Source organism: Sphaerochaeta sp. UBA5849 (genome assembly GCA_002432715.1).
In the GTDB taxonomy this organism is placed as follows: domain Bacteria; phylum Spirochaetota; class Spirochaetia; order Sphaerochaetales; family Sphaerochaetaceae; genus Sphaerochaeta.
In genome coordinates this window covers 15,793-29,013 of the sequence record DJGJ01000066.1, presented here as the reverse complement: position 1 = coordinate 29,013, position 13,221 = coordinate 15,793, and the positions used below count along the sequence as shown (strand labels likewise).

10 protein-coding genes and 1 pseudogene are annotated in these 13,221 nt (G+C 50.0%); 2 read left to right on the top strand and 9 right to left on the bottom strand.

Annotated elements, in window-relative coordinates:
- Positions 1 to 2 precede the first annotated feature (2 nt).
- The 8 genes and pseudogenes from B3K89_RS11390 to rpe all read right to left on the bottom strand — a co-directional run bounded on the left by B3K89_RS11390 (position 3) and on the right by rpe (position 7,021).
- Positions 3 to 1,718: a S1 RNA-binding domain-containing protein gene (locus tag B3K89_RS11390; protein ID WP_293893834.1), complete on the bottom strand. Its 1,716-nt coding sequence runs from the start codon at positions 1,716 to 1,718 to the stop codon at positions 3 to 5.
- A 30-nt stretch (positions 1,719 to 1,748) separates the two neighbouring features.
- Positions 1,749 to 2,393, bottom strand: coding sequence for a (d)CMP kinase (gene cmk, locus B3K89_RS11385; protein ID WP_293893832.1), 645 nt, complete (start codon positions 2,391 to 2,393; stop codon positions 1,749 to 1,751).
- The gene (locus tag B3K89_RS11380) at positions 2,387 to 3,139 is read right to left on the bottom strand and encodes a pseudouridine synthase (RefSeq protein WP_293893830.1); all 753 of its coding nucleotides are present in this window, start codon (positions 3,137 to 3,139) and stop codon (positions 2,387 to 2,389) included. The genes cmk and B3K89_RS11380 overlap by 7 nt, the downstream gene beginning before the upstream one ends.
- Complete coding sequence (gene scpB, locus B3K89_RS11375) at positions 3,136 to 3,741, bottom strand: SMC-Scp complex subunit ScpB (RefSeq protein WP_293893827.1); 606 nt, start codon at positions 3,739 to 3,741, stop codon at positions 3,136 to 3,138. The genes B3K89_RS11380 and scpB overlap by 4 nt, the downstream gene beginning before the upstream one ends.
- An 11-nt stretch (positions 3,742 to 3,752) precedes the next feature.
- Positions 3,753 to 4,712 (bottom strand): segregation and condensation protein A, encoded by a 960-nt coding sequence (locus B3K89_RS11370; protein WP_345907424.1) that lies wholly within the window; start codon positions 4,710 to 4,712, stop codon positions 3,753 to 3,755.
- 62 nt (positions 4,713 to 4,774) lie between these two features.
- Positions 4,775 to 5,850: pseudogene (gene recA, locus B3K89_RS11365) on the bottom strand (recombinase RecA).
- A gap of 68 nt (positions 5,851 to 5,918) precedes the next feature.
- Positions 5,919 to 6,356 carry a D-aminoacyl-tRNA deacylase gene (gene dtd, locus B3K89_RS11360; RefSeq protein WP_293893818.1) on the bottom strand — a complete coding sequence of 146 codons (438 nt, stop codon included), beginning with the start codon at positions 6,354 to 6,356 and terminating at the stop codon, positions 5,919 to 5,921.
- Positions 6,353 to 7,021 carry a ribulose-phosphate 3-epimerase gene (rpe, locus tag B3K89_RS11355; RefSeq protein ID WP_293893815.1) on the bottom strand — a complete coding sequence of 223 codons (669 nt, stop codon included), beginning with the start codon at positions 7,019 to 7,021 and terminating at the stop codon, positions 6,353 to 6,355. The genes dtd and rpe overlap by 4 nt, the downstream gene beginning before the upstream one ends.
- A 227-nt stretch (positions 7,022 to 7,248) precedes the next feature.
- On the opposite strand from rpe, the gene greA reads away from it, so the two are divergent.
- Positions 7,249 to 9,969: a transcription elongation factor GreA gene (greA, locus tag B3K89_RS11350; protein ID WP_293893812.1), complete on the top strand. Its 2,721-nt coding sequence runs from the start codon at positions 7,249 to 7,251 to the stop codon at positions 9,967 to 9,969.
- 65 nt (positions 9,970 to 10,034) lie between these two features.
- Complete coding sequence (locus B3K89_RS11345) at positions 10,035 to 11,738, top strand: glycoside hydrolase family 2 protein (protein WP_345907423.1); 1,704 nt, start codon at positions 10,035 to 10,037, stop codon at positions 11,736 to 11,738.
- On the opposite strand, the gene murJ is transcribed toward B3K89_RS11345, so the two are convergent.
- The gene (gene murJ, locus B3K89_RS11340; protein ID WP_345907422.1) at positions 11,673 to 13,211 is read right to left on the bottom strand and encodes a murein biosynthesis integral membrane protein MurJ; all 1,539 of its coding nucleotides are present in this window, start codon (positions 13,209 to 13,211) and stop codon (positions 11,673 to 11,675) included. The two genes, B3K89_RS11345 and murJ, sit on opposite strands and share 66 nt — an antisense overlap.
- Between the last annotated feature and the right edge of the window lie 10 nt (positions 13,212 to 13,221).

Below are 13,221 nucleotides of genomic sequence, written 5' to 3'. Positions count from 1 at the left end.
CCTTAGTTGTCTTCCCTATCCTCATCCTTGTAACGCATCATGTCTGCAAGGGAGAAAGTATCGCTGTCATCATCCTCATGGATGTATTTTGCAATTTCCGACTGCTGGGAACGCTTTACCAGCTCCTTGATGGAGAGAGACAGCTTCTGGGTGGTCGGATTGCATTCAACAACCATGGCGGTGATGGGATCGCCAACCTTGAACTTCTTGAGGACCTCATCGGTATACTCTTCATCAGGTCCGACCAGGTTGTACTTGCTGATCAGGCCTTCGATGTCACCCAGAACTTTCACAAATACGCCAAAGTCAGTCACATTGGTGATGACACCGCTGATGGTGCTGAACTTCGGATAGTCGTGGCGCAGGGTTTGCCAAGGATTGCCTTCAAGCTGTTTCACGCCAAGGCGGATCCGGCGGTTGTCGGGCTCGACACGGATGACCACAACGTCGATCACATCACCTTCTGCGCAGAAGGAAGACATATTCTTGACCTTCTTGGTCCAGGAAATGTCATCGATGTGCAGAAAGCCGTCGATGCCTTCCTCGAGGTTGACGAAAGCGCCGCTATTGGTGATTTTCACAACCGGCTTGGAAAGTGTCATGCCGACAGGATAACGCTCCACAATGGTATCCCAGGGATTTTCCTCAAGCTGTTTGAGGCCCAAAGAGACACGCTTCTTGTCCAAGTCATACCCGAGAATCTTTGCCTCGACGACATCACCGACATCCAGGACTTCCTTGGGGTTGTTGACCCGCTTGGTCCAGGACAGCTCGGAGATATGGGCAAGACCCTCGATGCCGGGCTCGATCTCGATGAATGCACCGAAGGTGGTGATTTTGGTCACCGGTGCCTTGATGGTGTCACCGACATTGTACTTCTGTTCAAAGGTGGTCCAGGGATCTTCCTGCATGTGCTTCAGTGACAGGTTGATCTTCTGGGTTTCGGGATCGATGTTGATAAGCCTGAGCTGTACAACCTGTCCCTTCTTCACGAAATCCTTCGGACGGGTGACATGGCCCCAGCTCATGTCATTGATATGCAACAGTCCATCAAAACCGCCAAGGTCAATGAAGGCACCGAAGGAGGTAAAGGATTTGACCACACCTTCGACAACGTCACCGATCTGAACGGTGGAGAAGAACTTCTCTTTATTTTCTTTGATTTTCTGGTCAAGGTACTCACGTCTGTTCACCACGCTCTTGAGCTTGGTGCCGCCATGGAACTTGTCGATGATGAAGTAATCAGTTACTCCGATCAAAGTCTCCGGTTCCTCGACACGAACTACGTCAGCCTTGGAGAGGGGGCAGAACCCCTTGTACTCGCCTCCGAGATCGATCTCGAAGCCACCCTTGATTACTTTCTCAAATTTGCCCAAAACGGGAGATCTGCTTTCAGCAGCAGCCTTCAGCTCATCAGTGCGTTCCTTGAAATCGGCACGCTTCTTGGAAACGACGATCTGACCGCCCTTCCCTTCCTTATTGATGATGACGACTTTCACTTCTTCACCAACTTCAGGAATAGATGCGAACTCATCACGAGAGATGCGACCCTCGCTCTTGTAACCGACATCCACGAATACATACTCGTTGTTTACCTGGACAACAGTACCGGCCACGAGTTGACCGTCTTCGATTCCATCAAGAGATTTAAGATACTCCTCCTGCAGCATATCCTGCATTTTGGTCTTCTTTTCATCCATTTCTTGTTCTTCAGCCACTTGATTTCTCCTGATCCTAAATTTACCTATTTACTTCGCTTTAAGCGTAAAAATAGCAGATAACACTTTCTCACAAACTTGCACCATAGTCAAGTGCGAGGTATCGATATAGAGGGCTCCATCGGCCACTTGCAAAGCCCCTACAGGCTTAGTCCTGTCGATATGGTCGCGCTCCTGTATCTCTTTGAGCACCGTCTCATAGTCCGGCCCGTCGGGATGCTGCTTGAACCTGCGCTCGGCCCGTACCTCCGGTTTTGCATCGAAATAACACTTAAGATCGGCATCGGGGAAGACAACCGTAGTGACATCCCTGCCCTCAACCACGACATCCATATCCTTTGAAATTCTTCTCAGCTGCTCGTTCACATGCTCGCGCAGTGGAGGATACGCAGAAATCTTGGCAACAAAGCGATCGACCTCACTGGTATGGAGCTTGTCCTCGATATCCTCACCTTCCACGCAGATACGGCCACCATCGACTGCGAGGACATGCTGTCTGGCGGTCTCAAGCACCGAGGGAAAATCCATGGGGTCTTTGCCCTCTTGGATATGCAGGAAGGTATAGGCACGATAGAAAGAGCCTGAATTCAGATAATAGAAGTTGCAGGACTGAGCAATCATTTTTGCAATGGTGCTCTTGCCCACCCCGGCCGGTCCGTCGATTGCAACTACCATGAGACTTTCCTCTTCTTCACCGGCTCAGTCTCACCTTTGAGCATAGCCTCGATTTCCGAAGGGTACACCGGGCGGTACTGGCCGGGCTGCATGTCTCCAAGTTCGATGCACCCGATTCTTATGCGTACGAGCTGTTTCACATCGTATCCGAAGTAACTGAAAATCTTCCGAATTTCACGATTCTTGCCTTCGGTGAGGATGATCTTTACCCACTTCTTGGAAAGAATCTCAAAACGCTTGATACGATACGGCTGGGGGATATCGATGTAGACACCTTTCAAAGCTTCCTCAAGGTCTTCCCTTCTTACCTCGGTGGAACAGCTGACCAGGTACTCCTTCTCAATCTCGCGGGAAGGATGCATCACCTTCTGGGCTACATCACCGTCATTGGTGAAGAGAATCAAGCCGGTGGACTCCTTGTCGAGCCTGCCGATATGGAACAGCAGATTCTTGTCGGCGATGTCGATCAGGTCGCGGGCGTAGAGCTTCTCATTGGGGTCGTAGTTCGTGCAGACATACCCTCGTGGTTTATACAGGGCGTAGTAGTAGGTCCTGTCTGCAGGCTCGATGAGTTGGTCATCGACCATGACGACATCTTCCTCATTGACCTTGGTACCAAGCTCGGTCACCCGTTTGGTATTGATCGTCACTCTTCCGGCGGTGATCAGGGTTTCGCAAAACCTCCGTGAACCGCAACCGCTCTTTGCCATATAGGCCTGCAGGCGAATCGGATATTCCAATTTCATTCTGTCTCAATCTCCTGTGTCGTCTCCGTTTCAAACCGCAAACGGTCAATATCCGAAAGCTTGGGTAGAGCACTTATACTGCTCAAGTTGAATTCGAAGAGGAATTTTCTTGACGTTCCATACAAACAAGGATGGCCGGGAACGTCCTTTCGGCCAACCACTTTGATATACTCCCGCTCCCTGAGCAACCTGATGATGGTGTCGCTGGCTACACCGCGGATATTGTCGATCTCCCTGCGGGTGATCGGTTGGCTGTAGGCAACTATGGAGAGCGTTTCCAGAGCAGCACGGGATAGGCGCCTGTCGACACGTTTGCCGTAACAGGAACGCAATTTGTCGTGCAAATCGGAAGAAGGGAGAAAGTGATAGGAACCTTGGCTTTCAACAAGATCAAGCCCATGGAGAAAGAGTGCGTAATGCTCCTTGATTTCTGCAAGGGCAGCCGTGGCTGTCTCTGCAGTGAAGGATGTCATTTTCATCAGCTTTTCCAAGCTCACCGGCTCATTCTCCAAGAAGAGAATTACTTCCAACAAACGGGCCTCTGTACTCAAGAGGGGGCCTTGACCCGGCATCACATCGCCGGTTTGCCTCTTCTTATCCACCACCAACGCTCCTATTCATCATCGTCGAGGAAGATTTGCTCAACCTCACTCTCATCATCATACAGAAAAACCCGACCAGCGTCAGTAGTTGCACGATCAGATTCTGCATCTTGCGCAGAATCTTCTGCTAAAAATTCCTGCTCTTCCTCTTCTGTTATCGGATTATCGGGAAACCCCTGTAGCTCAAGGTCGTCATCGTCATCATAAAACTGGTTGAAATCAAGAGCGAAAGCCTCGTCACGGCGACGGATCAAGATCGGTCCATAGGGTTCTGTCTGCACCAAGGTGATCATACGAAGCTTGCAAGCATCCAGAATCGCCATGAAGGAACAGATGATGTGCAAGGGTGAACCGAGATGGATGATAAGATCCTCGATACTGATATATTCCTTGGTTTCAAACAACTCCTGCATCAGGGCAATCTTCTCGTTGACGGTAACGGATTCATACACATTGAACACCTTGTTCGGTGTAATGGTTGTCATCAACCGGGAGAAAGTTGCAAGCAAATCCTGCAGCGTAACATCACAAAACAACTCCTCATCCCCAAAAGGCAACCTGAACTGCGAGCTCTTGCGACTGATGAAAAGTTCCCCTGAGCCGGATGTATTGGTCAACAGTTCCGTATATTTCCTAAATTTTTGGTACTCCAGCAAGCGCTCGACCAACTCCTGCCTTGGATCCTCGTACTCCTCATCAAACTCCAAATCAACAGGGAGCAACATCCTGCTCTTGATATACAGAAGGTCGGCAGCCATTTTGTAGAATTGGGTCAAATCGGAGAGTTCGGTGATCTCTTCCTGTCTCAGGTACGCAAGAAACTGGTCGGTTATCGCACTGATGGGAATGTCATAAATGTTGATTTCGCTCTTTTGAATCAAAAAAAGAAGGAGGTCCAGGGGACCGTCAAAAATGGGGGTATGAAAAGTTTTCCCACCCCCGGATTCAACGTATTGCTTATCTTGATTCATCACTGCCGTCACCCATGGAATGAGTATACCCAAGCAATGGCTTGTTGACAAGGAAGCGCTCGCTAGTCAAGTGAAGGCGGTGCTTTGGCCTCATCCTTTCCAGTTTTTGGTTCCCGTACTTTTTTGGGGAACATGAGAGCGCGCAGCTTGGCATCCAAATCCGCTACAATATCGGGATTGTCCTTGAGGAAATCCAGGGTCTTGTCCCTGCCCTGCCCGATCTTCTCACCGTTGTAGGAGTACCACGAACCGCTCTTCTCCAGCATCTCGTACTTGAGTGCGGCATCGAGCACGCTGGAAATGTAGCTGATCCCCTCGCCGAACATAAGATCGAGTTCAACCTTCTTGAAGGGAGGAGAAACCTTGTTCTTGACGACCTTGATGCGGATCCTGTTGCCGATTATATCATCGGCTCCCTTGCTCAGGGATTCTATCTTGCGGACCTCGATACGTACCGAAGCATAAAACTTCAAGGCATTGCCACCGGTGGTTGTCTCGGGATTTCCGAACATGACACCGATCTTCATACGGATCTGATTGATGAAAATGATGGTGGTATTGCTCTTGGAAAGCAGACCGGTCAACTTTCTGAGCGCCTGGCTCATCAGACGAGCCTGCAATCCCATGTGGCTGTCGCCCATATCCCCGTCGATTTCCGCCTGGGGGGNNCCGAGTCCACTACTATGACATCCACCGCTCCACTGCGGACCAGTGACTCGGCAATCTCAAGGGCTTGCTCACCGCTGTCCGGCTGGCTTATCCACAATTCGTCAATGTTCACCCCCAGCTTCTTTGCATAACTGGGATCCATTGCGTGTTCGGCATCGATGAATGCAGCGATGCCTCCGGCTTTTTGGCTCTCGGCAATCGCATGCAAAGCCAACGTTGTCTTGCCGCTGCTTTCAGGACCATAGATTTCAATGACCCTGCCTTTTGGATACCCACCAATACCGAGCGCCTCATCAAGCAACAATGAGCCTGAGGGGATGTAACCGATGTCCAAGGACTCCTCGCTGTCACCCAACTTCATCAAGGAACCCTTGCCGAACTGCTTGTCGATCTGGATTCTTGCGGCTTCCAGTGCCTCTCGTTTTTGGTTGAGGTCGGTAGGAAACGTCGATTCTTTATTTTTTGCCATAGTATGCTCCTCAGGCTTTCCAAGCCCTTTGCCCTACAAAGAGGCGCTCAGGTCGTATTTGCTTCACATCAAGCTTCCAGTACAAAGGTGACCGGTCCGTCATTCGTATACGAAACATCCATATGCGCTCCAAAGCGTCCGCCGGCCACAACAAAACCCATCGAACGGAAAAGATCCAAGGCGGCCTCATACAAGACCTCTGCCTCCTTGGGATCTGCCGCATCATCATACGAAGGGCGATTCCCCTTATGCAGGTTTGCCAGCAAAGTAAACTGGCTTACCACCAACAGCTGCCCCCCAACCTCACCCAAGGCCTTGTTCATCTTACCCGCATCATCGGCAAAGACGCGAAGCTTGACAATTTTTTGGCACAACCAAGTGAGGTTTTGATACGAATCTCCCTTTCCAATCCCAAGGTACACCAACAAGCCGTGCTCGATGCTGCCCACTACCTCTTGATCAACGGCAACTTGAGCCCGACGTACCCGTTGGATTACCGCTTTCATGCCTTTGCTTGTTCCTTCATCGCCCGAACAAAAGCAGGACGATCTTGTTCGCAAAAAAATGCACTGCCGCAGACTGCAACATCGGCGCCCAGCTTTGCAATGGTTGCAACTGTTGACAGGTTTATGCCCCCGTCTACGCTGATCAAATATTTGTATCCTTTCTTCTCTCTGATTGAAGCCAGCTCACCGATCTTCTCAAGCGTAGAGGGAATAAGGCTCTGTCCGCCGAATCCGGGATTCACCGTCATGATGAGGATCAGGTCAACCATATCCAGGATGGGAAGGATTGACGAAACAGACGAAGACGGGATGAGGGAAACACCTGCTTTGCATCCGCAGTCCCTGATCATTTGCAGGGTTCTGTGCAGGTGTACGGTAGCTTCTGCATGGACTGTGATGTGATCACTGCCGCTCTGCGCAAAATGGGTGATAAAACGCTCAGGTTCATCAACCATCAGGTGTGTATCGAACACCAAGTCGGAATGAGGGCGCAAGTCCTTGATGAATTTGGGACCGAAGGTGATATTGGGCACAAACCTGCCATCCATGACATCGAGATGAACCCACTGCGCACCACTTGCTTTGATACTTTCCACTTCCTCGGCAGTACGGGAAAAATCAGAGGAAAGCATGCTTGGTGCGATGATGAGAGAAGTTTTTTCCATACTCCAGTTATAGCAGGTAGAAAGAGGTTTTGCAATGTCATTTATCGCAATAATACTATATATTTGTTAATATGTTTTAGGCCTTTCTGAAAATCAATTGCTAGTTTTTTCAAAGCGTGGTATAGTGAACACAGTAGCTTGTGATGACAAACCCGAGCAGACTATGACCCGGTCTGCCCGGTTTCTTTTACGTCTGAGAATATGGATAAATATAGTTGGAGGAAGCCATGGGATTCCATGAGATTGAGAACTTACTGAAAGAAGAGCAGTGGACAAGAACTACGGTGCAAACCTATACGGTCAACAGCTTTCAGACTCTTGATGAACAAATCAAGGAGTTGGATGAGGAGCAGAAGACCGAGGTAAAAAACCTATGTGACAAGCACCTCGCTGAGCGAGAGCGCAACAGTATCATTGCAATGTACCTCAGTGGTTCCATTCAATTGGAACGAAAAGGTGCGGATGACTATCTCCAGCTTCTCAATCTCATTGAGATGTTTATGGAGAACAAGAAGTGGAATGTCGTTGAGATGCTCTGCAACAAGATTTTGAGCCGCAGTGAAAACAAGCATGCCCTTCGCCTGCTCTCTTCCTGCTATGAACAGACCGGCAGGGAGGATGAGAAGTTCGCCATGTGGGAACGATTGGTCAAGGTCGATTATGAGGAGGTGGACATCGTCCGCTCCCTTGCCGTGCATGCGAACCAGAAGGGATTCAAGGACAAGGCGATTGGGTTCTACAAGAAAGCCGTGCATCGCTTGATAAAGCGCAAGGACGTTTCTTCAATCCGCAGTCTGTTTCTCGCCATGCTCGAGCTTGAAGGAGAAAATTTCGGCTACTTCATGTCGGTGGCGGACCAAGTGGCACTCGTCAGTAAAAGTACCGCAATCGCCTTGTTGCGTGATCTTGAGCTTGCAAACAAGGAAGACATCGATCGCCAGATCGAATGCCAGAAGAAAATGTTGTTTCTCGACCGCGAGGATTCCTTTGCCCGTGAGAATCTGATCAGAAGCTATAAAACCAAGTACAAGACCCATTCCAGATTGAAGAATTGTCTGGAAAGCAGCGCCCTGACCAGCAATTTCACCCGGGATGTGCTGCACAGCATCGAAGATTTTGAGACGAACATCGCTTTTGACAAGGGTACCTTTGTCTTTCAAAACAGCACCAACCGCATCGGCCGCATCAGATCCATCGATGAGAATGATGTAATTGTCGATTTTGCCGGCCAGAGTACCAAGGAGGGATCAAGGCTATCCACCTCCATGGCTTTCAAGAGTCTGCAGGCCCTGCCCAAGAGTCATATCTGGGTTCTCAAGAGCGTCCTCCCCCGTGAGAAGCTTAATAAGAAAGTACAAGAAGACGTTACCTGGACGTTGAACACCCTGATGTCCAGCAATGGCGGAAAAATCAGTCTCAAGGAGATGAAGAATGAGTTGGTTCCTTCCATCCTTGATGCCAAGGAGTGGACTCCCTGGCTCAATCAAGCCAAGAAAGAACTGATGAACAATCCTCTTTTCGATCTTTCTAACAATGAGACTGACACATATTTGCTTCGGTCCACTCCCGTCAGTTACGAGGAGAAGCAGCTCTCTGTCTTCAGAGGAGAGAAAGACTTCTATGATAAGATCAAGAGCCTTAAGGATTTCATCGCAAGCAAGGGTGATGTTGAAAGCGACTTCTTTTTCGAGATGGTCAAATACTTCAGGGATATTTTCCTTGAGGAGAATGGATCCCCAAAGCCGATCGTAACGGCCACCGACATCACTTTCAGCTCCTTCCTGTTGCTTGAAGACTTGGTGAAGAAACAGAACATGAATTTTATAAACATGCCTGAAAGCCTGACATTTTCCCTGCTCTATGAGAGAGCCGACAATATCGAGACTTGTTTTGCCGCCATCAAGGATTCCGAGCTGAAGAAGAGCTTCATCGACCATGTAGTGGAGGAAATCGACAATTGGCCGAAGGTTTTGGTACAGTTGTTCCCCTATTACCTGACTGGTTACATCCCCGATATCTTCAGACAAAACAAAAAGACCAATGATTTTGTGAAAGTCTATAAGGATGCCGTCGAGAATTTCAAGGAGAAAGGCAACACCCTGCTCTATCTGTTGAAGAATGGCGAACCGAAGTTATGGGCCAAGGCCGGGATCAGCGAAGAACAGTTGCTCTTCACCAAACTGCAAATGCTCGACTATACCAATCGTTGCATCGACAACAGGAAGGATGTGCAGGAGAACCGCAAGAACGCAAAAACCTTGATGGGATTGCTCTTCGATGAGAATGACATTTTCAAGTACATCGAGCAAGGAAAGGAAGAAAACGCCCAAAAAATTTACAGTCTTGTGGCAAACGTGTTCGACCTGCCCGGGGGCAAGAAGATCGAGATCAAGCATGCCATCAGTGAGAAGTTTCCGTCCTTCAAGTTCTTTGATGAGGTGATGCCCATCGATAAGGAATCGGTTGTTCCCACCGGGCTCTTCTGCACAGCAGCTTCCTTGGAAGCCAAGAAGAAGGAGCTGGAGCACATCCAGCATGTAGAACTGCCGGAAGTCGCCCGTGAGATTGGAATGGCTCGTGAGATGGGAGACCTTCGGGAGAACAGCGAGTATAAGTACGGCAAGGAGAAGCAAAGCCTTTTGAACAACACGCTTCGCCGCCTTGCTGAAGAAATTGACCGGGCAACCGTCATCACCAAGGACAAGGTCGACCCTGACAAAATCGGCTTCGGCACCAAGGTTGTTCTGTTCGACCACATAAAGGAGCAGGAGGTAGTCTATACCATCATGGGTCCTTGGGAATCGAACCCCGATGAGAACATCATCAATCTCTCGGCTCCGTTTGGAAGAGCGTTGCTCAACCATCAGAAAGGAGAACGCTTTGCGTTTGTGCTCAACGAGCAGAACTACGATTTCACTGTCAAGGAACTCACTGTTTTGGACTTTTAAGTGAAGCAAGGCCCCGGTTGCAAAAAAGACTGGGGCCTTCGTATTGTCCATGGTAGTATGATTGCATGCAAAACCGTTATCCAATCGATGCCGATCAGATATTGCCGGAGTATCCCCGCCCGCAAATGGTACGCTCCTCCTACTTCTCCCTCAATGGCATTTGGGAGTGTGCCATCGCCAACGACCCGAGCCTTCCCGACCTCTATCCATATTCAATCGTAGTGCCCTTCTCCCCGGAAACCAAACTTTCCGGATTGGAGAAGCGTGTCGGAATCGACCAGACCATAAGTTACCGACGGACGTTCACCATCCCCCTTGATAGCGGGAAACGAACCATTTTGCACTTCGAGGCGGTGGATCACTTCTGTATCGTATATCTTAATGGGATGTGCATCGGCAGCCACCGGGGCGGATACCTTCCCTTTTCATTTGATATCAGCGACGCGGTCAAACAGGAAAATGAGCTGATCGTCCAAGTTCAGGATCCTTGTGACAGTCAAAGCATCATCCGAGGAAAACAAGCTCGAACGGCTAGTGGAATTTTCTACAGCGGACAAAGCGGAATATACCAGAGTGTTTGGCTGGAACAGGTGAGCCAGCACTATATCAAGCGTTTGATTATTGCAAGCAACCTCGAGCAGCGGTGCTGGCATGTAACCGTAGAAGCCGACGAAGACGGCTTGGAAGTCGTGATTTCCTACCTCGACGGGAAAAGAAAGGTCAAGGGCCTGAGCGGCCAAAGACTCCATTGCCAAGTCGACGAGGTGCATCCCTGGCTTCCTGAAGACCCCTATCTCTACCCTTTCACCGTAACCCTTGGTGAGGATGTAGTAGAGAGTTATGTAGGAATCCGCAGCTTCTGTGTCGAGGACGGGAAGTTGTGCCTGAATGGCAAGCCCTACTACCATCACGGCATTCTCGACCAGGGTTACTGGCCGTACAGCCTCTACACTCCTCCTACCGACCAAGCCATGATCGACGATCTCTTGCTGATCAAGAAGCTTGGTTTCAACATGGTTCGCAAGCATGCCAAAGTGGAAAACCTGCGCTGGTACCATCACTGTGACCGGCTCGGCCTGCTTGTTTGGCAGGATATGGTAAGCGGGGGAAGAAAGCCATTCCAGCCGATCATGAGCGGCCCTCTCTTTCTCAAAGGATTTTCCGTCCCCGATTCTTGCTACACGCTGCTCGGCAGTCAGGATGAACAGTATCGCAAGGATTTTGAGGAACAATTGACACAGATGATTCAAACCTTGTCCAATTGTACGAGCATCGCGATGTGGGTGATTTTCAATGAAGGTTGGGGGCAATTCGACACACAACGCATGCTGAGCCTGGTCCAGTCGCTGGACGGCAGCCGTACCATCGATCCAACAAGCGGATGGTATGACCAGAAAATCGGCAGCTTCAGTTCGCGACATGTCTACTTCAAAGCCTATCGGCACACCCCCGACCCTTTGGGCAGGGTGGTCATCCTCTCTGAGTTCGGCGGGTATGCCTATCGGGAGGACGGACACGATGACCAAACAAAAATCTTTGGCTACAAAAAATTCACCGACCGCAAAACATTCGCTGACGCTTTCTTCAACCTGTACGCCGACCAGGTGGTGCCGGCAAAGAAAAAAGGACTTGCAGCTTCCGTGTACACTCAGTTTTCCGATGTACAGCAGGAACTCAACGGACTGGTGACATTCGACCGGCTCTCAGTCAAGGTTGATGAGGTTGTCGCCCTGCAGGTCGCCGCCCTTCTTCTTGGTACGCAAGAGTGAAAACAAGGGAATCCGCGCAGCTTTGTAGGAGAGCAGGAGAATGCAGAGAGCTGCAACTCCGATAAGAACAAGATAGGCCAGATTTACAAGATTTGAACCACGCTCATGCCAGGTCAATCCGAGGTTGTGGTAGAAAACGCAGAATGCCAGAATCGGGACATTGGCAAGAATGATTGTGAAAAGACCTTTGAATAACTGTGCATCCTTTGTCAATGGGTAGAGGTCCCTGAGGAGGAAGAGCAGGACGCATACACCAATGGTGTAGGAGATTCCGTTTGCAAGCGGAAGGGAAACGATGTCCAAGCCAAGTTTGAGGAATATCCACATCAAGACGATATCGAGCAGGTTCTGCAAGAATACGATGCGAGTCATCAGTGCATGGCGGTTGGCACTGTACCCGAGTCGCAATAAAAGGGCGTACCAAGCGCTGAATACCATGAAAACCAGATACGGCCTGAGTACCAAGGCAGTCAGGTGTGCATCCTCCAACGTATAGTTTCCGGTCTGCAGCACCACACTGACGCTCTCCTGGCTGAGAAAGAACAGGAGTATGGAACTGGGGAGCAACAGTGCCAGCAAGCTGAGCAGTGCGTTGCGGGTATAGGTTCTCAATGCAGGCACATCGTGTGCTGCAGATGCCCTGCTCATCAAAGGCAGGCTCACTGCAGCGATTGCATTGAAGAAAATGCCATACGGTGTCTGGTAGAAAATCGTGGAATTGCTGAAAGCCGTCACACTCCCCTCGCTCAAATGCGAGGCGAACAGGAAACTCACCATCTGGGTGACAATCTGCATCCCCATGCCCAACGAAACCAATGCCCATGCACCAAAAACCTCCTTGAAGGGGGCGTTCCGGGTCCGCAGGGTCGGTTTGAACCGATACCCGTATCGCCTGACCATCAAGTAGGAGTAACTGCCTTGCAACAGCCCTCCGGCAAGCACAGAATACGCCATGCTCATCGCTTGGAAACGCTCTGACAAAAACCATACCCCGAATATGACGCACAGGGAAAAAAACAAGGGAGAGAGGTAGGCATGCAAAAAATTCTGATGCGCTTGCAGGACCCCGTTGAATATGGAAGCCAGGCTGATGGTGGCGAGATAGACCATGAAGAATGGCAGCAATTGTCCACCCAATCGGATTTGATCGGCATCGAAGTCGCTGAGAAACGCGATCAATGGCTCTCCATAGCAGTATGAGACCACCACCAGGGGGATGAGGAGTATGCTCTGGAACGTGCACAAGAGGGCAAAGAGATGGAATGAGCGTTGCTTCTCGTTTCGGCCCAACAGCGATGAAAATGCAGGGATCAGGGCTGCATTGACTGTGCCTTCGGCAAAGAGCTTGCGAAAGTTGTTGGGGATGTTGAAGGTGAAGTTGATCACATCGGCAACGCCGGTGGCGCCAAATACCGAGCCGATCACCCGTGCCTTGACAATGCCCAGCAGCCTGCTGAGCAATGTGCAGACCATGATCAACAGG